This is a genomic window from Pedobacter sp. MR2016-19 (assembly GCF_014947265.1).
Classification (GTDB): domain Bacteria; phylum Bacteroidota; class Bacteroidia; order Sphingobacteriales; family Sphingobacteriaceae; genus Pedobacter.
Window position 1 is genome coordinate 416,467 of the sequence record NZ_JADCNK010000003.1, and the last position, 25,043, is coordinate 441,509.

The 25,043-nt window shown below is 40.7% G+C and carries 14 protein-coding genes; all 14 read left to right on the forward strand.

Going from position 1 to position 25,043, the window contains the following annotated elements:
- The first annotated feature begins 76 nt into the window (after positions 1-76).
- The 14 genes from IM793_RS06405 to IM793_RS06470 all read left to right on the forward strand — a co-directional run bounded on the left by IM793_RS06405 (position 77) and on the right by IM793_RS06470 (position 25,035).
- Positions 77-1,909, forward strand: coding sequence for a six-hairpin glycosidase (locus IM793_RS06405; protein WP_193420255.1), 1,833 nt, complete (start codon positions 77-79; stop codon positions 1,907-1,909).
- Positions 1,910-2,235: 326 nt separating this feature from the next.
- Positions 2,236-3,594, forward strand: coding sequence for a sialate O-acetylesterase (locus IM793_RS06410; RefSeq protein ID WP_227256156.1), 1,359 nt, complete (start codon positions 2,236-2,238; stop codon positions 3,592-3,594).
- Entirely contained in the window at positions 3,594-6,368 is a 2,775-nt protein-coding gene (locus tag IM793_RS06415) for a glycoside hydrolase family 2 TIM barrel-domain containing protein (protein ID WP_193420256.1), read from the forward strand. The genes IM793_RS06410 and IM793_RS06415 overlap by 1 nt, the downstream gene beginning before the upstream one ends.
- A gap of 199 nt (positions 6,369-6,567) precedes the next feature.
- Positions 6,568-9,306 (forward strand): alpha-L-rhamnosidase, encoded by a 2,739-nt coding sequence (locus IM793_RS06420; protein WP_193420257.1) that lies wholly within the window; start codon positions 6,568-6,570, stop codon positions 9,304-9,306.
- A gap of 48 nt (positions 9,307-9,354) precedes the next feature.
- Positions 9,355-10,494: an exo-alpha-sialidase gene (locus IM793_RS06425; protein WP_227256157.1), complete on the forward strand. Its 1,140-nt coding sequence runs from the start codon at positions 9,355-9,357 to the stop codon at positions 10,492-10,494.
- The gene (locus tag IM793_RS06430) at positions 10,491-12,179 is read left to right on the forward strand and encodes an acetylxylan esterase (protein ID WP_227256158.1); all 1,689 of its coding nucleotides are present in this window, start codon (positions 10,491-10,493) and stop codon (positions 12,177-12,179) included. The genes IM793_RS06425 and IM793_RS06430 overlap by 4 nt, the downstream gene beginning before the upstream one ends.
- A 6-nt stretch (positions 12,180-12,185) precedes the next feature.
- Positions 12,186-13,082, forward strand: a complete 897-nt coding sequence (locus IM793_RS06435) for a sugar phosphate isomerase/epimerase (RefSeq protein ID WP_193420258.1) — start codon at positions 12,186-12,188, stop codon at positions 13,080-13,082.
- 162 nt (positions 13,083-13,244) lie between these two features.
- Positions 13,245-13,736, forward strand: a complete 492-nt coding sequence (locus IM793_RS06440) for a hypothetical protein (protein WP_193420259.1) — start codon at positions 13,245-13,247, stop codon at positions 13,734-13,736.
- A 94-nt stretch (positions 13,737-13,830) separates the two neighbouring features.
- Entirely contained in the window at positions 13,831-14,412 is a 582-nt protein-coding gene (locus IM793_RS06445; protein ID WP_193420260.1) for an RNA polymerase sigma factor, read from the forward strand.
- A 739-nt stretch (positions 14,413-15,151) separates the two neighbouring features.
- The gene (locus tag IM793_RS06450; RefSeq protein WP_193420261.1) at positions 15,152-16,312 is read left to right on the forward strand and encodes a FecR family protein; all 1,161 of its coding nucleotides are present in this window, start codon (positions 15,152-15,154) and stop codon (positions 16,310-16,312) included.
- A 159-nt stretch (positions 16,313-16,471) separates the two neighbouring features.
- Positions 16,472-20,092, forward strand: coding sequence for a SusC/RagA family TonB-linked outer membrane protein (locus IM793_RS06455; RefSeq protein WP_227256159.1), 3,621 nt, complete (start codon positions 16,472-16,474; stop codon positions 20,090-20,092).
- A 7-nt stretch (positions 20,093-20,099) separates the two neighbouring features.
- The gene (locus IM793_RS06460) at positions 20,100-21,599 is read left to right on the forward strand and encodes a RagB/SusD family nutrient uptake outer membrane protein (protein WP_193420262.1); all 1,500 of its coding nucleotides are present in this window, start codon (positions 20,100-20,102) and stop codon (positions 21,597-21,599) included.
- 26 nt (positions 21,600-21,625) lie between these two features.
- Entirely contained in the window at positions 21,626-22,567 is a 942-nt protein-coding gene (locus IM793_RS06465; protein WP_193420263.1) for a putative zinc-binding metallopeptidase, read from the forward strand.
- A gap of 20 nt (positions 22,568-22,587) precedes the next feature.
- Complete coding sequence (locus IM793_RS06470) at positions 22,588-25,035, forward strand: zinc-dependent metalloprotease (protein WP_193420264.1); 2,448 nt, start codon at positions 22,588-22,590, stop codon at positions 25,033-25,035.
- The last annotated feature ends 8 nt before the right edge of the window (positions 25,036-25,043 follow it).

A 25,043-nucleotide genomic window follows, 5' to 3' on the forward strand; every position in this document is an offset into this window, starting at 1 on the left:
TCAGCATCTATTGGAAAGATCATAAAGACTCTGAAATAAATTCAGAGTGACGAACTAAAAGAAAGAACAGGATAACATGAAAATATTTAAAATACTTTGTTTAAGCTTACCATTTGTATTTGCGATACCAACTTCGCACGCGCAGGATACGGTGCGCTATACAGGTAAAACCCTGGTTAATGCAGATTACCATCACGGTCAGCTTTCGCCGGTAATGGGTGTGCATAATATCCAGACTTTCCGTGCCAACAGGGAACATCCTGAACTGGCCGAAAACTTTGGGTGGACCTATAACCATGCACCAATGCTGGCCTATTGGAACAATAAATTTTACATTGAATATTTAAGCGATAAAGTTGGCGAAAGCATCCCGCCAGGGCAAACCCTGATACAATCTTCGAAAGATGGTTACACCTGGACGAAACCAGAAGTGGTATTTCCGGTCTACCGGATTCCGGACGGTACAACAAAGGAGGGTAGAACTGATGTAGCAAAAGATTTAGATGCTGTGATGCATCAACGCATGGGTTTTTATGTTTCCACTAAAAATGTATTCCTGATTTTGGGTTTTTACGCCATCAGTTTTGACGCGAAAGACGATCCGAACGATGGCCATGGAATTGGCAGGGCAGTAAGAGAAATTCAGCCAGATGGAAAGTATGGCCCCATTTATTTCATTCATTACAATCCTGGTTACTCCGAGAAAAATACCAAATATCCGCTATACACCAAAAGCAAAAGTAAAACTTTCATTGAAGCCTGTAATGAATTGTTATCAAACAAGTTGATGACTCAACAATGGAATGAAGAGGCTGATCGGAAAGATCCTTTGATCACTTTACAGAAACAGTATAAAGCCTTCAGCTACTATCATTTACCCGATGGAAGAGTGGTGGGTTTATGGAAAAATGCCTTAACGGCCATTAGCGATGATAACGGAAAGAGCTGGCCAAAAAATGCGTTGCGTGCACCTGGTTTTGTGAACAGCAATGCGAAAATATGGGGACAAAAAACTTCAGATGGCAATTACGCAACAGTTTATAATCCATCTGAGTACCGGTGGCCTTTAGCCATTTCAACGAGTATAAATGGTTTAAATTATACCAACCTTTTATTGGTGCATGGTGAAATTACGCCAATGCGTTACGGCGGTAACTATAAATCCTACGGGCCGCAGTATGTTCGTGGAATTATCGAAGGTAATGGCAAACATGCGGATGGAAAATTGTGGGTAACGTACAGCATGAATAAAGAAGATATCTGGGTCTCTTCAGTTCCTGTACCGGTTAGCGATAAAGCAACACAACATGTTAACGATGATTTTGGTAAATTACCATCAGATAAAGCGCTCGAAATGTGGAACATGTACAGTCCGCTTTGGGCACCGGTAAAGGTAGAAAACGGCGTTTTAGAGTTAAGAGACAAAGATCCTTTTGATTATGCCAAAGCAGAAAGATTATTTCCTGCATCTAAGAAAATAATAGCTTCGTTTTCAGTTACGCCTAAGCAAAATGATTTCGGCTTGCTCGAAATCGAATTGCAGGATGCAAAAGGAATGGCAACTGTGCGCCTGACTTTTGATACCGCTGGAACTTTAAGCGCAAAGGCGGGAGCACGGTATAAAAATTTTATGAAATACGAGGCGGGTAAAAGTTACGACATCAAATTAAAATTAGATGCCTTTACGCGTTTTTACACCATTACTGTCAACGGAAAAGATGCATTAACAAGTTTGGCTTTTCAGCCTGTTGCTGATGTTTCCAGAATTGTTTTCCGCACCGGCGATGTTCGTCGTTTCCCTGATGTAGATACACCTGCCGATCAAACCTATGATTTGAGAAATGCCGGAGAACCAGATAAAAAAGAAGCTGTTTATTCAATTAAGTATTTAAAAACGGAGGGATTTTGAGACAGTTGGCAGTTTTCAGTTTTAAGTTTTCAGTTTTTCCCACTTTACGTTCTAAAGTGTTCGTCATTCCTCGCATCAGTTCGTCATTGCGAGGAGGCACGAAGTGGCAATCTTTCCTGTGTGTCATTCCGGCCTTAGTGGAGGAATCTTTGAACAAAGCGAAAAAGATTTCTCCGTTCCGCTGCGCTCCATCCGATAGCTATCGGATCGAAATGACGGAAAAGAATCTTAGCACCCGTTGCATTAAGATTCCCGCCTGCGCGGGAATGACGGCACTAATTATCCTTCTTTCTTTATTTTCCTTTTCCGCCAACGCTAAAATTCTTTTGCCTCAGATTCTCTCTAGCAATATGGTTTTGCAGCGCGAAAAACCCATCAACATCTGGGGTTTTGCTTCACCAGGCGAAAAAGTAGAAGTAACGTTTGCAGGCCAGAAAAAAGAAGCCCTTGCCGATAAAAACGGGAACTGGCTTGTGGTTTTGGCGCCATTAAAAACAGCTTCAAAACCTCAAACCATGACCATCAGTGGCTCAAATAAGATCGAACTCACCAATATTCTGGTAGGCGAGGTTTGGGTATGTTCAGGTCAATCGAACATGGAATACGCCATGCGCAAACTGGCCAAAATCCCAAAGCCAAAGAATGAAAAACTAGGTTTCCCATCTGATGAAGTGGCAAAAGCAAAGAATAATCAGATCAGGATTTTCCTGGTTAACCGCAAAACTTTGATCAAACCTGATTCTATCCATAAAAGCTGGAGTGTAGCCCAAGATTCCGCTTTACGTGCTTTTTCTGCTGTGGGTTATTTCTTCGCGAAGGAAGTTCAGGGGAAATTAGGTATTCCTGTCGGGATGATCTCTTCGGCCATTCCGGGTAGTGCCATTGAACCGTGGATCTCAGAAAATGCATTTGCACAAGAGGATTATTTCAGAAATCAAAAAGTGGGTAACGATCCGGGTAAATTTTATTCAACGATGATTGAACCTTTAACACAGTTTAAAATCCGCGGCTTTCTTTGGTATCAGGGCGAAACCAATTGTTTTCTGAACGAGAAAATCAGCTATGCTTATAAAATGAAAGTATTGATCAATAGCTGGCGAAAAGCCTGGAAAGAAAATAATCTGCCATTTTACTATGTCCAGATTGCCCCTTTTAACTATTCCAAAGCCAAAGGAAAAGTGTCTGTTGATGAAAATACAGAACCTGAATTTTGGGAAGCCCAAACACAATTGTTGCGGTTGTCAAATACCGGAATGATATCTACAAATGATTTGACAGATTCAAACGAAGATTTGCATCCAACATACAAGTGGGAAGTGGGCAGACGATTGGCGCTTTGGGCTTTAGCTAAAACTTACCATCAAAAAAATGATTTCTCTGGACCTATTTATAAATCAGTTTCATTTAAAAATGGAAAAGCTTTATTGGATTTTGATTATTTAAAATCAGCTTCTTCTGGCCCGATTACCGGTTTTACCATTGCAGGAAGCGACGGGAAATTTATGAATGCTAATGCTGTAGTGAAAGATGGAAAGCTTATCGTTTCTTCAAAAGAAATTGAAACACCGGTTGCCGTGCGTTATAATTGGACGGAAAACCCTTCAGGGAACTTTTATAGCAATGGTTTACCTGCTTTGCCTTTCCGTACCGATAATCCCTTAACTAAAACTTTTAAAACCAATTAATGAAACGCAGATTTATACTTTTCTGGTGTTTAACAACCCTATTCTGCTCGCTAAAAGCACAGCAAACAGAGAAATTATACCTATCAGGAACTGGAAACGACAATACCGTTAACTGGGATTTTTTCTGTACAGCTGGTGCCAATTCAGGCAAATGGACTACCATTCCGGTGCCATCAAACTGGGAATTACATGGTTTCGGGAAATATAATTATGGCTTTAACAAAGAGGAAAATAAAGGCAAGGAACAAGGTCTTTACAAGTACAAATTTAAGGTTCCCTCTGCCTGGGAAAATAAGGAAATCAATATCGTTTTTGAAGGCTCAATGACCGATACCGAAGTCAAAATTAATGGTCAGTTGGCGGGAGAGATTCACCAGGGTTCATTTTATGTTTTTAAATATGACATTTCCAAACTGATTAAATTTGGCGCCGATAATTTACTTGAAGTAAAAGTATCCAAGAATTCAGGTAATGAATCAGTTAACAACGCCGAACGCAAGGCCGATTTCTGGATCTTTGGTGGTATTTTCAGACCTGTTTATCTCGAATCGTTGCCACAAACTCATATCGATCGGATTCAGATTGATGCCAGAGCTGATGGCAGTTTAAATGCGCAATTAAATTATACTGGTGATGCAGATAAGGTTGAGGTGGAGCTTTTAGGGAAAGATGGAAAAAGATTCGGTAATAGATTTACCACTCCAATAAAAAAGGGAAGTAAAAATGTAAAGTTGAATCATCAGTTTTCGAATCCGGCATTATGGTCGTCAGAGTTTCCAAACTTGTACACTGCAAACTTTACCCTGAGTAAAAATGGTAAAGCGGTTCACCAGGTTTCAAAAAAGATTGGTTTTAGAACAATTGAAGTAAAAGAACGGGATGGCGTATATGTAAACGGAGTGAAGATGAAATTCAAAGGCGTAAACCGTCACTCATTTTACCCGTCATCCGGTAGAACAACCAGTAAAAAAATCAGCATTGCCGATGTTTTACTAATGAAAGAGATGAATATGAATGCCGTTCGGATGTCGCATTATCCGCCTGATGTTCATTTTTTGGATGTTTGCGATTCGCTGGGTTTGTTTGTGATGGACGAACTGGCTGGCTGGCACGGCACTTATGATACGCCAACCGGAACAAAATTAATGAAAGAAATGGTGTTGAATGATGAAAATCATCCATCAATTATATTTTGGGCAAATGGAAATGAGGGTGGGCATAATCGCAAACTCGATCACCTTTTTGCTGAAGAAGATCTTCAAAAAAGACCTTTAATTCATCCTTGGGAAGTTTTTAACGGGTTTGAAACCACACATTACCGTGAGTTTAATTACGGAATCGGCAATTACGATCACGGGCACAACATTTTAATGCCTACTGAGTTTCTGCATGGTATGTGGGATGGCGGTCATGGCTCAGGCATCGAAGATTACTGGAATGCCATGTGGAATAATCCACTTTCTGCTGGTGGTTTCCTTTGGGATTTTGCCGACCAGGCGGTGGTGCGTACCGATAAAAACGGCGAGCTGGATACCGACGGTAATCATGGCCCTGACGGAATTGTTGGACCTTACCACGAAAAAGAAGGTAGTTTCTTTACGATTAAAGAAGTTTGGAACCCGGTTTTTGTAGAGAAAAGAGAAATGACAGCTGGATTTGACGGTTCCTTCCTGCTCGAAAACCGTTATGCATTTACCAACCTCAATCAATGTACATTCGACTGGAAATTAAAGAAATTAAAAGCAGGAACGGATGCAGCATTCAAATCTGGCAAAGCCGATGCACCGAACATTAAACCTTTTGAAAAAGGAAAATTACAAGTTAATCTTCCCACAGATTGGAGAAGTTTTGATGCACTTTATCTCATTGCTAATGCACCCGATGGAAAAGAATTATTTACCTGGAGTTTTCCCATTGCATTGCCTAAAGATGAAGCAGAGAAAATTGTTGTAAAAACAGGTTCTTCTAAAGTAAGTTTAAAAGAAGATGCTAAATTTTATCATGTTTCAGCCAATGGTATTGATTTAACTTTCGAAAAAACAACAGGTTTTTTGCAACAGGCCAGGAATGCCAAAGGTGTAATTCCGTTTTCGAACGGTCCGATTTTGCAGGAAGGTGTAAATAACTTTAAAGGTTTTACTCAGAAGATGGATGGCGATAATTTGGTGATTTCTTCCAGGTTCGATAAAAAAGAAAGCTGGAATACTTTACAATGGACCACTTACCCATCAGGATGGTTAAAAATGGAAGTGAAATATTTCCCGTCAGATTACTTTACCACTTTTGTTGGCGTTAACTTTTCTTATCCTGAAACAGAAATCAGGGCGGTTGAGTACAAAGGTAACGGACCATACCGCGTTTGGAAAAACAGGATGAAAGGCACAGCTTTTGGTATTTGGAAAAAGGACTATAACAATTCGGCAACCGGCGAGGCACCCTGGCAATATCCCGAGTTTAAGGGGTATTATTCAAATATGTACTGGTGCGAATTTATTGGCAAGCAACAATCATTCAAAGTTGTAACCGATCAGGAAGATATTTTCTTAAGATTATTCACGCCAAAGAAATCAAAAGATACAGAATACAATAACATGAGTCCGACATTTCCTGATGGTGATATTTCATTTATGAACGCAATTTCAGCAATTGGTACAAAAACCCAAAAACCGGAAACAACAGGGCCAATGGGAATGAAGAATATTTATTATGATTTTGATAAAGATCCGGGTAGAGCATTGAATATGACCTTGTATTTTGATTTTTCAGGCAGATAGTTTAACCGCAAAGAACGCTAAGTTTTTAGCAAAGTAAAGAAAAAAAATAGCCCGCAGATAACTCGGATTACGCAGATTAGAAAATTATTGGTCTGCGTAAATCTTCGAAAATCAGCGGGAACAAATAAATAATAACTGAGTCAGTGTAATCAATTAATCAGTGTAATCCAATAATCGGTGTAATCAACCGCGAAGCGTAATGAACATTAAAATATACATAGCCATCATCAGCATTTGGTTCCTATCTTTTACAAGAGTGATGGCGCAAGTTTCGTTGCAAAACACCACCTGCGAAATGCTCGGGAATCCGTTGGGCATTGATCTTGTAAAACCTCGCTTCGCCTGGCATATCATTTCCAATGAACGTAATGTACTGCAAACCGCTTATCAAATTTTAGTTTCATCATCAGCAGAAAAATTAAAGGCGAATGAGGGCGATTTATGGGACTCAGGAAAGGTTAACGAACAAGAATCTATCCATGTAAGCTATAACGGTATGGCACTAAGAAGCCGGATGAAAGCCTACTGGAAGGTTAAAGTATGGACAACCGCTGGTCAAAGTGATTGGTCGGCTAACAACTCTTTTTCCATGGGTTTGCTTTATTACAAAGATTGGCCAAAAGGTTGGATTGGTTTCGATCGGGCTTTCTCATGGGATAACATTAAAACTGATTCTCGTTTATCAGCCAGGTATTTCAGAAAGGAGTTTCAGTGTACAAAACAGATCAAATCGGCTACCGCGTCTATCATAGGTTTGGGTTTGTATGAACTCTACATCAACGGAAAGAAAGTTGGTGAAGATGTACTGTCTCCATCGCCCACAGATTACACTAAAAACGTAAAATACAACACTTACGATGTAACGAGTTACCTTCAGAATGGAAAAAATGCGGTGGGTACAATTTTGGGTAATGGCCGTTTCTTCGCGATGCGCCAAAATGAGAAACCTTATAAAATTAAAACATTTGGTTTTCCGAAAATGCTCATGAACATCAACATTATTTATACTGACGGAACAACTGCAAATATTGATACCGATGACAGCTGGAAAGGTACAGCGGATGGGCCAATCAGAGCCAATAACGAATATGATGGAGAAGAATATGATGCTACAAAAGAAACTTCAGACTGGAACAGGATAGGATTTGATGATAGCAAGTGGGCAAAAGCAGAATTTGTACAGGAACCAACAGGCGCCATTGAGGCCCAGATGAATGAAAACATGAAAGTGATGAATACCATTAAGCCTGTTTCAATCACCAAACTTTCTTGTGACCGGTATATTTTGGATATGGGTCAAAACATGGTGGGTTGGTTGCAGATCAAGGTAAAAGGCGTGAAGGGCAAACAAATCAAAATGCGTTTTGCAGAATCATTACAAGAAAATGGCGAACTCTTTACCGCTAATCTTCGCAACGCAAAATGTACCGATTTATACACCTTAAAAGGAAGTGAATTAGAAACCTGGGAGCCTACGTTTGCTTACCGCGGGTTTAGATATGTAGAGCTTTCAGGATATCCTTACCAACCATCAGTGAACGATTTCGTTGGCAAAATGATTTACGATAACATTAAAACGGTCGGAACGTTCGAGACTTCGGATGCGCTGACCAACCAGATTTTCAAAAATGCCTGGTGGGGAATTGCCGGAAGTTACAAGGGGATTCCGGTTGATTGTCCGCAACGTAACGAACGCATGCCTTGGTTAGGCGACAGAGGCGCTGTGGCTTATGGCGAAAGTTTTCTTTTTGATAACGGACGCTTCTATACTAAATGGTTACAGGACATCAGAAACTCGCAAAAGGAAGATGGCGCTATTCCTGATGTAGCACCTGCTTTTTGGCGGTATTATAGCGATAACATGACCTGGCCCGGAGCCATGCTTTTAGTTACCGAAATGTTATACAAGCAAACTGGTGATGTTTCTGCAGTTCGGGATAATTATCCGGCCATGAAAAAGTGGCTTGCTTACATGCAGGACCGTTACATGAAAGATTACATTCTAACGAAAGATAGTTACGGCGATTGGTGTATGCCACCCGTTACCATCGAATTTGGTCGTGGTAAAAGCGCAGATAAAAAGTATCCGTCAGAATTGATTTCGACAGCTTATTATTATCATTTCACCCAGTTGATGATACAATTCGCTAAAGTAAGCAGTAACGATGAAGATGTAAAAGCATATGAGCTTCTGGGGAATAAAATCAAAGACGCTTTCAACCAGAAATATTATAACGATCAAGGCTATTATGCTACGAATGCGCTAACTGATAACATCATTCCGCTTTACTTCGGGATGGTTCCGCAAAATAAAGTAGATCAGGTTTTTAAGAACATTACTTATACGGTTGAAGTGACAAACAAAGGGCATTTGAGCAATGGTTTAGTGGGGATTCAGTGGTTAATGCGCTGTTTAAACGATTACGACCGTCCGGATTTGGCTTATACCATAGCGACACAAAAAACTTATCCAGGTTGGGGTTACATGGTAGATAATGGCGCAACCACCATTTGGGAACTCTGGAATGGAAATACTGCCGATCCGAAAATGAATTCGCAGAACCACGTGATGATGCTTGGTGATCTTCTGATCTGGTATTATGAAAATCTGGCTGGTATAAAATCAGAAAGTGCGGCTTTTAAAAAGATCATCATGAAGCCAGAGATGATTAATGGCTTAAATTCAGTTAATGCCAGTTACAATTCGGTTTATGGACTGATCAAAAGCAATTACAATAAAACAGGAAAACAATTTAAATGGAATATCACCATTCCGCCAAATACAACCGCAATGGTTTATATTCCTGCAAATAATAAAACTGAGGTTTCAGAAAAATTGAAATCCATAAAAGATTTAAAATTTATAAAAATGGAGAATAACAGGGCCGTTTATGAGCTTGGTTCTGGCGATTATGTTTTTGTGGTAGAGCGGAAATAAAAATGAAATAAGTCGTCATTGCTGATGACCTTTTTTTAATAAATAAACATGATGTTAAAAAGAAAAATACACATTACACTGGCCTTTATTTTTGCAGTATTGATGAGCGCTAATGCCCAGGTAGAGAAATGGCAAAAAGGAATCGTAAAACAAGAGTTTTTGTTCGACAAAGCACCATTTCCCTCGTGCCACTCAGCTACAATAGCAGAAACACAGACAGGTTTAGTTGCTTCATTTTTTGGTGGCACAAAAGAACGAAACCCCGATGTAGAGATCTACATCAGCCGCTTTGTAGATGGTAAATGGTTAGCACCGTTCTCGGTTGCAAATGGTATTCAGCCTGATGGTAAAAGATTACCGACATGGAATCCGGTTCTTTATCAGGTTCCTGGAGGAGATTTGTTATTGTTTTACAAAATCGGACCAAAACCATCTGAGTGGTGGGGAATGATGAGAACTTCGAAAGATGGCGGAAAAACCTGGTCTAAAGCCACCAAATTACCTGATGGCTATATTGGTCCTGTAAAAAACAAACCTGTTTTATTAAGCAACGGAAATCTCTTTGCGCCATCAAGTAAAGAGGGCAATGGCTGGAAAATCCATTTCGAAGTAACAAAAGACAGCGGTAAAACCTGGAGAAAAGTTGGCCCGCTTCCTGAAAATGGTATTAAAGCCATTCAACCGAGTATATTACAATATGGAAACGGAAAGTTGCAGCTACTGGCAAGAACCGCCAATCGTGCAATTGTAGAAGCATGGTCTAACGATAATGGCGAAACCTGGTCGGCATTAACCAAAACCACCTTGCCAAATAACAATTCAGGTACAGATGCAGTAACCATGAAAGATGGTCGCCAGGTATTAGTGTACAACCATGTTTTACCTCTAGGCGATCTGGCTAAAGGTCCAAGAACACCATTAAATGTTTCCGTTTCCAAAGACGGCAAAGAATGGTCTGCCGCATTGATTTTGGAAGATTCACCCATTAGCCAGTATTCTTATCCCGCAGTGATTCAAACTGCTGATGGTATGTTGCACTTCATTTACACCTGGAGAAGAGAAAAAATTAAACATGTAGTGGTAGATCCATCAAAGTTGAAATTGAAGAAAATTAAAAACGGTATCTGGCCGAAACTGAAAGGTTATACTGCGCCAGTGATTACTGAAACTAAAAGCGAAGAACCATGAGAAAAATAACAAAATCGTCATTGCGGGAGTTTGCTCCGATTTCTCAGAGAGGAACTACGCGGCAATCTATCCTGTCAAGAAAGATTGCTTCGGCTGATGAACTCTTTATTCGTCATAAATTTTGTGGTCGTCATGCTGATCCGATAGCTATCGGATTTATTTCAGCATCTTTCATGCCAGGTGGCCTCGCTATTAAAGCCCTGAAACAAGTTCAGGGTGACGACCGTTCATGCATGGTTTCTGACTCAGTGAATATTGCCACTATTAGGAAAGCAGTACCAATAAAAAAACTTAAGCTTTTAATTGGGCTTCTATTTTTATTCACATTCAACAACCTTTCCGCCCAAACCCAAAACACCGATAACCACTATAAAAAACCGCTTCTTGATGTTTTGAACGAGATTCAAACGCGTTTTAAAGTACAAATCAAATACTCCGAACCACAGGTAAAAGATAAATGGGTAAACTATGCCGATTGGCGTTTCCGGACTGATGTAGACGAAACACTGAATAATGTGCTTACACCTTTGGATATGAAGGTAAACAAAGAAAAGCCTGGTGTTTACAAATTAAAGGAATACGAATATTACCGTTGGGAAGTTCAGGATGGTTGGGCGTACTTAGACCAATTGGCTACAAAATATCATGATCAGGCAAGTTGGGAAAAACGTAAAGCAGAAATTAAGCCCGAACTGTACAAAGCCTTACTGCTATCGCCATTACCTGCAAAACCAAATTCAAAACCGATTGTAACGACAAAAAGAATTTTCGATGGCTATTCGGTAGAGAACATTGCATTAGAAATTTTACCCGGCGTATGGATTAACGGTTCACTATACAAACCATTAAACTTTAAAGGAAAAATTCCTGTTGTACTTAGTCCGGACGGACATTGGGAAAAACAACGTTACCGGCCCGATTGCCAGATCCGTTGCGCCATGATTGCCAAAATGGGGGCAATGGCCTTTAGTTACGATTTGTTTGCATGGGGCGAATCGATGTTGCAGTTTAAATACGAAGATCACCGTAAAAGCCTGGCCCAAACCGTTCAAACTTTAGGCGGTATCAGACTTTTGGATTATTTCAGTGCGCTAAAAGAAACAGATATCAACCGGATCGGAATCAGCGGTGGATCGGGTGCCGGAAGTCATTCTATTTTAATGACCGCCATGGACGACCGCATTAAATTAAGTGCTCCAGTGGTTGCCATGTCATCATACTTTTATGGCGGCTGCCCATGCGAAAGTGGGATGCCTATTCATCAATGTGGTGGCGGAACAGATAATGTTGAACTGGCCGCAATGGCTGCCCCACGTCCGCAGTTATTGGTGTCAGATGGTAGCGATTGGACAGCACATACACCTGAACACGATTTTCCTTACCTGCAAAAGATGTACAGTTATTATGGTGCTAAAGATAAAGTCGAGAATGTTCATCTTCCTGATGAAAAGCACGATTTTGGGATTAACAAACGTATTGCATTATACGATTTTCTAATCAAAAACTTCAAATTAAATGCTGTTGCCGTTAAAGATAAAACCGGCAAATACGATGAAAGTAAAGTAACCATCGAAAAAGAAAATGCCTTATATGTTTTTGGTGATAAGGGCGAAAAACTACCTGAAAATGCAGTAATGGGCTTCGAAAACCTGGAGAAGTTATTCCCATTAAGTACAAGCAAATAATTGGATATGCAACATCAAAATAGAAGATCTTTTATTGGTAGCATGGCCTTGTTAACAGGTGGTTTAATGATTCCCGGTCAATTGCTTTTAGCTGCAGAGAAAAAGAATCGTTTTAAAGTTGCCGTCATTGATCTAATGATTCTGAAGCGTCAGAAAATCAGTGCTTTGCCGCTTGCTAAAGAAATCGGTGCCGATGGACTGGAAATTGACATGGGTGGCTTGGGCAATCGTGAAACCTTCGACAATAAACTGGCGGATCCAAAAATCAGACAGGAGTACCTGGATAAGGCAAAAGAATTAAATCTCGAAATCTGTTCCTTAGCGATGACTGGTTTTTATGCGCAATCATTTGCCAAACGACCAACTTATCAGAAAATGATTCAGGACTGTTTAGATACTGCTAAAGCAATGAATATTAAAGTAGTCTTTCTTCCATTGGGTATTCAAGGTGATTTAACTAAAAATCCAGACCTGCGCGAACCTATTGTAGAGCGGTTAAAAGTTGCTGGAAAAATGGCTGCCAAAGCCGGAATTACAATTGGAATTGAAAGTGCTTTAGATGCAAAAGGAGAATTACAACTGTTAAAAGATATTGATTGCAAACATGTTAAAAGTTATTTCAATTTCTCTAATGCGATAAAGAATGGAAGAGATTTACACGATGAACTCAGGATTTTAGGAAAGAAAAACATCATTCAAATTCATGCGACCAATGAAGATGGACTTTGGTTACAAAATGATCCGAAAATCGATCTTCATAAAGTAAAAGAGACACTTGATGATTTGGGCTGGAGTGGTTGGCTGGTGGTAGAACGAAGCCGCGATGCCAAACAACCTACAAACGTAAAATATAATTTCACCGGCAATACCAGCTACCTGAAATCAATTTTTCAACCGAAATAGTATAAATATAATGAAATGCTTTTTGAGAAAAATTTATAGTTTTTATAGCCCGTCGGTACGTGGAGACACGTAACCGTGGCGGTGTAGCTATGCCTTGGTTCTTGCCTCTACGAACCAACCATTCAAGCCGTTTTTTGGCCTCTTGATTCTTTCGTCGTTATTGTGTTTTATGCAAGTGCAACAGATATTTACGTATCAATAAATGGATCTGATACCAGTTTGGGCACTAAAGAAAAACCTCTGGCAACGCTTCACGCAGCCATACGTAAAGTACGCGAATTAAGACGCTTAAACGATGCATCAATCAAAGGTGGTATTCGAATTATAATGGGCAAAGGTTTTTACCAATTGCACGAACCAATAGTACTTAGACCAGAAGGGGTTCAACCAACCAGCACAGGTTACGAGAACTATACCATCGATCCCAATTTAGGTGGTTTAGCATGGATGGAAGGTAAAGTGCTAACGGCTAATGGTGATATTTCTGTGTTTTGCAGCAAGAAAGAAATTAAAGTTTCTTCTCCAACAGGAACAGGCAAATTGAAGATAAAAAGTAAAACAAAACCAGTTGTAAAAGTAAAAGAGGTTTCTAAAGGTTTGTATGAAGTTACGATAGAAAAAGGTAAAGATTATAGTGTGAAGTATTCTGATTAGTTTATCGCCTGTATCCTAATTTGTCTAAATAACAGGTATCTATGTTGGTTTTTGATGTTTTATAACTTAATTTGGCAAAACTTTCCCTAAGGCCATGAGTAGCTATGAATCTTTTACGGATACCCAGCTAATTTCCCATTTACAAAATGGTGATCAAGGCGCATTTACCGAGGTGTACCGTAGGTTTTGGGATAAAGTATTCTCTGTAGCGTATCATCGCCTGGCTAACCAGGCTGAAGCGGAAGAAGTGGTGCAGGAAGTGTTTTTAAGTCTTTGGAAACGGCGTTCCAATCTGCAGATCAGGTATAGCCTTCATACCTACCTCAGTGCAGCAACAAAATATCAGGTGATTAACAAACAAAGCAGGGGATATTTTAATGCGGAGAAAAGAAATTCGCTTGAGGACATTCCGGAACAGGGGATCGACACTACGGAACTATGGTTTTCTGAACGTGAACTGAGGCAGGAATTAGATAAACATATTAATGAGCTTCCGGTTAAATGCCGCCTGATTTTCAAAATGAGCAGGGAAGGCTACAAATCAAATACAGCAATAGCCGAAGAATTGGATATATCAGAAAAAACAGTTGAAGCCCACATTACCAGGGCGCTTAAAATTTTGAAGGATAAATTAGGCGCGGGATTGCCATTAATTTTGTATCTGCTATCAAAATAAAAGCCTGTTTAAATTTTTACAACAAATGTTAAATGGCCTTTTGTTGTTACCGTGAGGAATAATTGATTTCATAAAAATCAATATAAAAGACAGATTTTTTTGGATAATGCATGCGCTTTAAGATTAGCTTCGCTGAGCAAGTGTGGTTCCCGCCTGCGCCTATCGTGTGGACACAATTAATCATCACATTCTTCTATCGCTCTATGCCGCGGGGCATGGTACTTTGGAGCGCCAAAGTACCCAAAGCGCTTTGTCAATCCAGCAATGAGCCTTTTGCACAATCTCACGCGCATCAAAAAAACAGTGACACTTCGTTTTGTGTTCAATATTTTTTAAAATTGAATCATTGGTTATGAACACAAAACCACTGCGTTTCAGGTTTGTTAGTGCCATTTTTACTGTTGTGTACCTGTTTTTTTGATTTCCCCGGCTCTTGGGATTGACAGCGTCCTTGGTTAAAATCCGTGCTTTATTAAAGTTGGTTAGCAAAACGCCTAAAAATACTTAAAAAAGAAATGTCCACACGATAGGCCTGAGCGGGAATGACGACCGTACTAATGGATTCTGTTTATGGTAGCGTATTCGATTGCTTTATTAATGCGTTTAAATGGTTTTCGACTATGCTCAGACTGACATACAAAATGATTTTATTTAAAATTTAAACACACGCTAAAATTTATTTTAAATTCAATGTAGGGTAAGGCCTTATTGGTGTGACTATATGCTAAACCAGCACACATTGAATCAATGCGACAAAACCTACTTGATATCCGAAATTGCCTATAAGTGGCAAAAAGGAACAGCTACGCAAGAAGAAAAGGTCTTCTACGAGCAATGGTATTCTTCTTTTAATGATGAAGAGCTCGATCTTCGGGAAACCGGGTATACCGGCTTTGATGAGCTGGAAAAAAGTCTTTATTCCAAAATAAGCGCTGGGCTTCGAGATGAAAAAATAAAACCTTTAAAATCTAAACTTTTTCCCATCTGGTTTACAAGTGCAGCAGCCATCCTTATGGTCGTTTTTGGCTACCTGGCCTACCAGTCTGGTTGGTTCAGCTTGCTCATTGCGCCTGGAAAAACTAAGACCGAGATTTTGCCGGGAACGAATATGGCCACTTTGAAGCTATCAAACGGTAAAATTTTGCAGTTAAGTAGCAGTAAGCTCGGTTTAAAAATTGATTCTGCTGACCTGGAATATATCGATGGAAGTGGCATTGCTTTAGACAAAACCAGTGCGGTAACTAAAGAAATGGAGATTAGAACACCAAACGGAGGTACTTACCAGGTAGAACTGCCAGATGGTACTAAGGTTTGGCTTAATGCATCAAGTAGTATTTTGCTGGCTGCAAACTTTTCATCAAACCCGGAGCGGCGTTTGAAGCTACAGGGCGAGGCTTACTTTGAGGTTGCAAAGGTAAACACATCTGTTCATGGTGTTAAACAACGGAAGCCTTTTATCATTACCGTTAACAATAAATCTATCGAGGTGCTGGGCACCCATTTTAATGTAAGGGCTTACACCAACGAAGCATCACTTAAAACAACATTGCTTGAGGGCAGTGTAAGGGTTGTTGATGGCAATACTACCAGAAAATTAGTTCCCGGCGAGCAGGCAACTGCCCTAAATGGCCTTATAAACGTGAATAAGGTTGACGTAGAAGAGGCCATTGCCTGGAAGAACGGAAATTTTCAGTTTACCAATGAGGGGATAGAACCGATTATGCAGGATATTGCCAGGTGGTATAATGTAGAAGTAGTTTACAATGGGCCGGTTACCAAAGAAAGTTTCGGTGGGGCCTTCTCCAGAAATAAACCCTTGCATGATGTACTTTCATCGCTTGAAGAAACCGGTGGAGTACATTTCAAAATTGAAGGAAGGAGGGTAATCGTAATGCCATAAATTGTACCCAAACACGTTCTGAAAAGAACCGGAGGTGTTACGAAGCACCCCCGGAAGTAAATTTGGAGCGGTAAAAATGAAGATTGATATTCAACTAAACCAAACAACCAAACCAACCAGGATACCATTGCGCCCGCAAATGGTATTCCATTCAAATGTATGAAAAAATCCATTTCAATGGACGATAAGCCACGTGCTTGTCGTTCCAGGCAAAATATGGGCTTTATAATGAAAGCAGCAATGCTTTTGTTTGCCATTTTTGTCTTTCAGTTAGGTAGCAGTAAAGCACAAACTGTTACTATTTCAAAAAGTAATGCCAAAATAGTTGATGTTTTCAAGGAAATCAGAAAACAAACGGGATACGATTTCGTATACACCTCCAGGCATATCAGTGAAGCAAAACCTGTAACCATCAATTTAAAAAATGCACCATTAGAAAATGCCCTGGCAGCTTGTTTTAAAGATCAGCCCTTGAGTTATTCTATTCAAAATAAAACCATTATTGTGAAGCAGAAGGAAGCTTTGGAAAATCTCCAGAGTTCATCAGTTTCAGTGTCCATGAAAACCCGTTCAATAGCCGGGCAGGTAACCAGCCCGGATGGTCGGCCGATGCCAGGCGTAACCGTATTATCTAAGGAAACAAGTGGAAGGGCAGTAACTGACAAAGAGGGGCGTTACTGGATTGAAGTATTGGACGAAAAAGGAGCCATGCTGATTTTTTCTTACATCGGTATGCAGTCCAGACAGATCGCTGTAAACAACCTCAAGAACTTAAATGTAACCCTTACAGAAGCCGTGAAAGAAATGGAAGAAATGGTGGTAACAGGATATCAGACGCTGAAAAAATCTGACGTGGTAGGGTCTACAGCAACAATAAACGCTAAAGATTTATATTTAAACGGCGTAAATACCATTGAGCAGGCGCTACAGGGCAAAATTGCAGGTTTGGTAGTGACCAATACCAGTGGCCTTACCGGAACCAAACAGACGGTACGTGTGCGTGGAACTTCTACCTTATCCGGTTCGCAGGAGCCAATATGGGTGGTTGATGGGGTGATTCAGGAAGAACCACTGCCATTTAAGGCGCAAAGTCTGAATGTTAATGGTGAAATAAATTCTGATAATATAGATTATATCAGAAACTTTGTAGGTAATTCAATCCGTTGGTTAAATCCAATGGACATTGAAAATGTTACGGTATTAAAAGATGCCTCTGCCACAGCAATATACGGTATAAGGGCCGGAAATGGCGTAATTGTGATTACGACTAAAAAAGGCCGGGTTGGTCCGCCGGTAATCAGCTATTCAACAAATTTCAGTACCACCGAAAAAGTGACTGCGGACAAATTGAATCTGATGAATTCTAAAGAACGGGTAGCCGTATCCAGGGAAATATTTACCAATGGCCTTACTGCAACCTATGTTAACAGTACAGTGGGCTATGCGGGTGCTTTGAATGATTACTTATTTAAGAAATCAATATCTGCAGATGAATTTAACGCGAGAGTGAATGATCTGGAAACAGTTAATACTGATTGGTTCGATTTACTTTATCGCGTACCATTTAGCCATGGGCATAACGTCAGTATTTCAGGAGGCAGTCCCAATACACGCTATTATTCCTCTTTTGGATATAACAACTCATCCGGTACGGCGAGAGGAAATGATGCTACCGGGATAACCGGAAAAATTTCTGTTAATACTCAGCTTTCCAGTAAAATAACAATTGATGCCAGCCTTTCGGCTTCAAGGAACCAGGTCAACGCTTTTTACCAGGTAGATCCATATGGCTATGCTAAAGGTACAAACCGGGCGATAAGGGCCACCAATCCAGACGGAAGTCTGGTCTATTATCCGAATGCTTCTGGTTTCGCTTATAATATTCTCAATGAAAGCAGTCAGACAGGTAATAGCAATAAGGTATTGACCGTAAATACATTTATTAATACCAATTATAAGATTATCAATGGTTTGAATTTCCAATCCCTGTTTAGCTACAGTTCAAGTTCTACAGTAGGCGAATCTTATGCAACGGAGCAATCAGAATATGTGGCCCGCGTACATAGAAATTATAACTATGGTGCTTTTAAACCTACAGATGCGGGTTATAAGCAAAGTAAATTGCCGGTTGGGGGCGAATATAATATTGACCAGGGAACTAGTAATGTATGGAATTGGAGAAATAGCTTATCCTATAGTAAGGTATTTAACCAGAAACACGTAGTTAACTTTATGTTTGGCCATGAGCTAAGCAGCACAAAATATCTTGGCTATACTAACACCACTTTAGGGTACCTGAGAGACCGGGGGAAGTCATTCGCAACTTTGCCAACTACTTTTTCAGTAGGTACAATCACTACGATCAGCGATTTTCCGACCAAATTTTCTCCGAGAGTGACGGACCGACTGGTGAATACCATGGGACTTTACCTGACCTCGAGCTATACATTTGATAGCCGTTACGTAGTAAATGCCAGCATAAGGAATGATCGCTCAAACCGATTCGGACAGTTTACAGGTGAAAAATTTAATCCGGTTTGGGCTGGAGGTTTGAAATGGAACGTTGCCAATGAAAAATGGTTTAAAAAATCATATTGGCTATCTGACCTGAGCGTTAGCGGTACCTTTGGCTATCAAAGAAACATTGCAGCTAATGTAAGTCCCGATCTGATTATTAAAACACCTACAGGTGCAACCTCCAGCGGTACCGATACCTATACGGGGGAAAGTTTATTAACCATCAGCTCTTTACCGTATGGAGATCTGAGATGGGAGCAAAATTCAAGCATGAATTTAGGCCTTAATTTTAGTTTTTTTAACAATAAGGTATCCGGATCATTCGAGTATTACAATAAACGTGGTCGCGAATTGATTACCAGTTTGAGCGTGCCTTTAGAATATGGGGTTACCAATACGCTTGTTAATGGTGGGGCCATCAACAATAAAGGTTATGAAGTTGCGGCTAGCTTTGTTCCGGTACGCACTAAAAATTTTAGCTGGAATGTTACACTGAATACTTCAAAGAATATAAACAGTGTTGTAAAAGTGAGTCCTCAGCTTGTTAGCTGGAGAACGGCGGTTACCGGGTCGTTAACTGCGCTTGGTAGACCAGTATCTGCACTTTATGCTTTCAAAAATACAGGAATAGATCCGACGAACGGGTATCCAACTTTTGACCTTTCTGTGAACCCAAATGCTGACCCTAAAGATCCAACATCTTACATGGAGTATGTAGGTAAGCTAGACCCTGACTTTATATCTGGTTTGGGTATGAATTTTCGTTATAAGATGTTAACAATAAGCTCGAGTTTTTATCTGCAGGTTGGTGGCAAGAAATTCCTGTCTCCACTGTACACGCTCGTGAATAACCTTCCTACAGAATATCAGAACTTATCACGTCAGTTGTTAGACCGCTGGTCTATATCTAATCCAAATGGTAGCGTACCGCGATTACCCGATAGTTCAGTTCCTTCAGTGACTTTACCGGGAAGAACAAGTAGTTCTGGCGGGGTTTCGCCAACACCATTTGAAATGTACAATTATAGTACCGCCCGTGTGGTAAGTGCCACTGCATTACGTTGCAATAATATCAATTTGAGTTATACGCTTCCCGCTTCTATCGTCCAAAGATTGAAAACCAAGAACATTAATATCGGTGCGGGTGTATCGAATGTTTTTGCCATTAATAGTAAGGATTTTAATGGCCTTGATGCAGAAGTGGCTACCGGACAGCAACCAAGAACCAGAACATTTACCTTTAATTTGAACTTAAGTTTATAACATACATATGAAAAAGCTTATGATATATTCCCTGATATTGTTGAGTTCAGTATTAGGTTCATGCAAAAAATTTTTAACAGAATATAGTCAGGACGAGATGCGTCCCAGTACAACTGATGATCTTACAGCGTTAATGTATAGCGATGCCTATCCCTATCTCTCGAGAATTGATAATCTGGATTTGTTGACCGATGATGTACAAAGTAACGGACTTGCGAATGTTAATGGAGTGCCTGTTTCCAATTATGTTACGCCTTTTAACAATGGTACAGCCATGTTCACATTTAATCCGACAATGTTTGATGCCGGCAGTATAATACCAACCGGGGCGAATTTTTATGAGATCTGTTATAGTAAAATTAAAGGATGTAATGTTGTACTCGATCAGCTGGCTAATGTTTCGGGAACAGAGCAAGCAAAGAATTTTATCAAAGGACAATGCTTATTTTTAAGATCATATTACCTCTTTAAATTGGTTACCACATACAGTTTGCCGTTTAGTGGTAATGGTGTCAATCCGGAAACAGCGTTAGGCGTTCCGCTGATTTTAAGCAGTCAAATCAGGGATGGTGGACTTTCACGTCCGACACTGAAACAAACTTATGACCAGATTGAAAAGGATCTGCTGGAAGCTGCTGATCTTTTGAAGGCTAATGCTATAGTAACCACACCATACCGGATAGGAGCTCCGGCAGCGAACGCATTTTTATCAAGATTCTATCTGTTAAAAGGTAGGAGTGAAGATTTGGATAAAGTAATTCGTTATGCGGAGCTGGTGTTGGCAGAAAAGAGCACGCTAACATCACTTACTTCATTTTTCACGGGCACTAATGTGATTTCAGGCACGGGTATTTTCGATCCCGGGAACATAGAAGTTTTATGGGTGCATGGAGGGAATTCCAGATTAGATGGGACGTATTTTGCACCTTTAACTACAGGAGCTTTACCGCCATTTAGTGCATCGCCGGCTTTAACTTCACTTTATGAACAAGGACCGAACAGTTCAAATTACGGAGATTTACGCTATCAGATGTATTTTACAAAGAATGGTTCTGTACCGTATGCATCGGCGAAATCTTCTGCGAATTCGGTTGGTGGAAGTACTGGGTTTCGGGTGTCGGAGGTATACCTCAACAGAGCAGAAGCATTAATTAGGCGATTTATCCAAACAGGGAATGATGCAGATCGTACGAAGGCCCTTTCTGACCTTAACTACTTAAGAAGTAATCGCTATGATACCAGAAATACGGCATATATCCCGGTATCAATTACGGACGGACAGGCTCTTTTAAATTTTTATCAGCTTGAACGCAGAAGGGAGATGGCTTTAGAGAATAGCTCCAGATGGCAAGATATCAGAAGATGGGCCATTCCGGTGACGCATAACTTCACCGGCGCTGACGGTGTATCTACTGTTTATACCCTGCCTGCAAACAGTTCGCTTTATGCGCTCCCGATTCCGTTTAACGCTTTGAATAATAACCCGGATCTTTCTCAAAACCCGTAATAACAATCATTTACGAAAATCAAAAAATGATGAAACAAAACTTGTTAATCTTATTTGCCCTAATGGTGGCAATTATGATCGCCTCTTGCAAAAAAGCCGAAGAGCAACTCACACCCTCTGGTATAGATGATACTTATAAAGTTCCTCAAGGAAATAATGCATTTGATCAGACAATAGTAAGCTATTATAATGCTTACGGCACATATATGTTATACAAATTCTCTGAAAAGGATGTGTATTGGACACCAACCGGCTTTAAAAAACCGGTGGCAACGAACGGCACGTGGTCTTCCGGGGCAGAAGTGGAACAGTCAGACCCGGCATACGTGGCAACTCAACTGGCACTGATCAAAAGTAAGTGGTTTGATTTTTACACAGATAAATTTCTCAAACAGTTTCTCCCGGTAAAGATCATGCTTTGCAAAAAGGTTGATTCTGTTTTTACCACCTATGTTTTTACGCCAGTATATACTGCTTCGAAAGGAACAAAAAAAGTAGCGGCTTTTTACAATTACGATAACATTCAGGTAAATTATGGGGATGCAACTGTAAGCTCCATGACTACCGCTGAGCAGCGGGCCTTTATTTATAAGGTGAATCTAATCTTCATGCAAAGCATTTTTGCCAGGGGATTATGTGCACCAACTTCAGACTTCGCCAGTAGTGCTGATTACATGAGCAACGTAGCGACCCTTGCCCAAGCGTATAGCAGGGGAATAATTATGGGTACCTCAAACATTTCAGCCCAGTCAGACTGGAATGCCTATATCACTGCGATGGTTACTTATTCTACTCCGCAGTTAAACGCTTCGGTAGCAAATACAGACAGCACCCCAGCCGGAATACTTAATACTACAAAAGATACTGCAGGCCATATAAAAAGGCGGTATAATATCGTTAGAAACTATTTTATCAGTGAATATGGTGTTGATCTTCAGTTGATCGGCAACGCTACCAGAGGCCTCTAAAAGATTTAAAAAACACACGAATGAAATCTATGATAAGAAAATTGTTCCTTGGCCTCGCGCTATTGCTTACTACTGTAGTATGTACACATGCGCAATCAGAAATAAAGGTGCCGGATATCGGTACCTTTATTAAACCCGCTGCCAAGGCCTATAAAGGGATGTTCAATGTTTACGCACAGGACGATAAATATTACATCGAAATTCCCGATCAACTGCTGGGCAGAGACATCCTTACCAGTATCACCATTATCCGTGGTTCAGCACAACGTAAAAGAAACCCGGCGATGCGTTTTGGCTTCGCAGGCGATGCCGTAAACGACCGGGTGATCCGGTTTACCAAAGGAACTAATGGCAAGTTAAATCTGATCATTCCTGAATTTGTACAGGCCAATGATACTGTTGGTTTATATTTTAATGTCGTTAAATCAAGATTGGTACCCAGTCTGCTCGCCTTTGATGTAGTGGCTGCGGGAAAGTCGAGTTCCGTGATCGATATCACTTCTATGTTTGCCGGCGACAATGATTTTTTCTCCTTAAAAGGAGCCGCTACAGACCTAAAACTTGGTGGTTTCGAAGCGCAGAAGTCCAAAATCCTCGGTGTAAGCGCATTTGAAAACAACATTGTTTTCCGTTCTATCAAAAGTTATTCGGAAGGTGCGGCAGCGCCGGAAGCAGCAGGCGCCCCGGGTACTGCACCAAAAAAGCAAGAGTCAAATCCCACCATGTGGGAAGTTGGCGCCTCCTGGTTTTTACTGCCAGAAGTTCCGATGGCACACCGGTATGGTGATAAACGGATAGGGTATTTTTTAACCGGATTAAGAAACTATGACCTTAACCCGGAAAGAGATGAATTTCTAACAGTTGCCAACAGATGGCGTATAGAGCCAAAACCAGAGGACCTGCAAAAATTCAAAAATGGCGAACTGGTAGAACCTGCAAAACCGATCGTGTTTTACATTGATCGAAATACGCCTGCCTACCTCGTTCCTTACTTTATTGAAGGCGTAAATGCCTGGCGTAAAAGCTTTGAAAAAATTGGTTTCAAAAATGCAATTACCGGGAAGCTGGCGCCTACACCTGAAGAAGATAAGGATTACAGCATGGAAGATGCAAGGTATTCCTATATTTCTTATAAGCCTTCAGAAATGGCCAATGCCTACGGTCCGCAGGTGGTAGATCCGCGTTCCGGAGAGATTTTGTCTTCACATGTGGCTGTTTTTCACAACATCATGGACCTCCTGCAGCGCTGGTATTTCTCTATGTGCGCTGCAACTGATGCCAGGGCAACTAAGATTCCGATGAGCCAGGAGCTGATGGGCTCGTTAATGAAAAATGTGATCGCTCATGAAGTGGGGCATACCTTAGGCCTGAGGCACAATTTTGCCGGTAGTTCTTCCTATTCGGTAGACAGCATCCGCAAAAGGGATTTTGTGCGTAAAAATAGTTTTGGCCCATCCATAATGGACTATATGCGCTACAATTATGCGGCACAACCTCAGGATCATATGACGCCTAAAGACCTGCTACCGTTTATTGGCGTATATGATGATTATGCCATTGAATGGGGTTATAAATACACGCCAGAAAAAACACCCGTACAAGTAGCAGATTACCTTAGTGCCTGGGTGTCGGAAAAGAGAAAAGATCCACGTTTCTTCTATTATGATGAAGAGGAAAAAAATGACCCAAGGGTACAAAGTGAAGACATCGGCGACAACAGCATGAAAGCAAGCGCACTGGGTGTCGAAAATCTGAAGAGGATCATGGCCGGTTTAAATACTTCCGTGCAGGGCGACGATGATGACTATGCTACCCTAAGGTCGATGTACCGCGCAGTAAAAGGCCGCTATTACCAATACCTGCAACATGTAGTGAGAAACATAGGTGGGGTTTCAGTTGATAATCCACTACGTGCCGAAAATAAAGACAGTTATGTTCCTGTTAGCCGCGCGCGACAAAAAGAGGCCATGGCCTATCTGAATGATTATATGTTTACCGAGCCAAAGTGGTTGTATCCTGAAGATATAATGGCTAAAACGAATGCAAGCTTTGAAACAGAAGTAGAGCTTGGCTATACCGATCTGCTCAACCGCTTATTGGCAAAGTATTTCCAACTGGGAAATGCAGCCAACATATCCACCAACCCGGCGTATCCGCCTACTGAGTTTCTTACCGATTTGCAGCGTTACATCTTTAAAGATCTGGAAACTGGTAAACCCATTTCCCGCTACACCAGGATGCTGCAGCGCTCCTTTTTAAATGCCATTATGGGGCATGTAGACAAGCCTGCAACCTTTCCTAATAATGTAGATTTTACGATGACAAAGCTCATGTACCTCACGGCAAAACAGGCAGAAGCTGGTGCTGCAAAACAAACGGACTTTATTTCTAAAAGCCATCTTGTTTCAATAGCCAATATAATTAAGATCTGGAACACCGGAAAAAATGATGCCTACCTCACTAAATAATCACCACA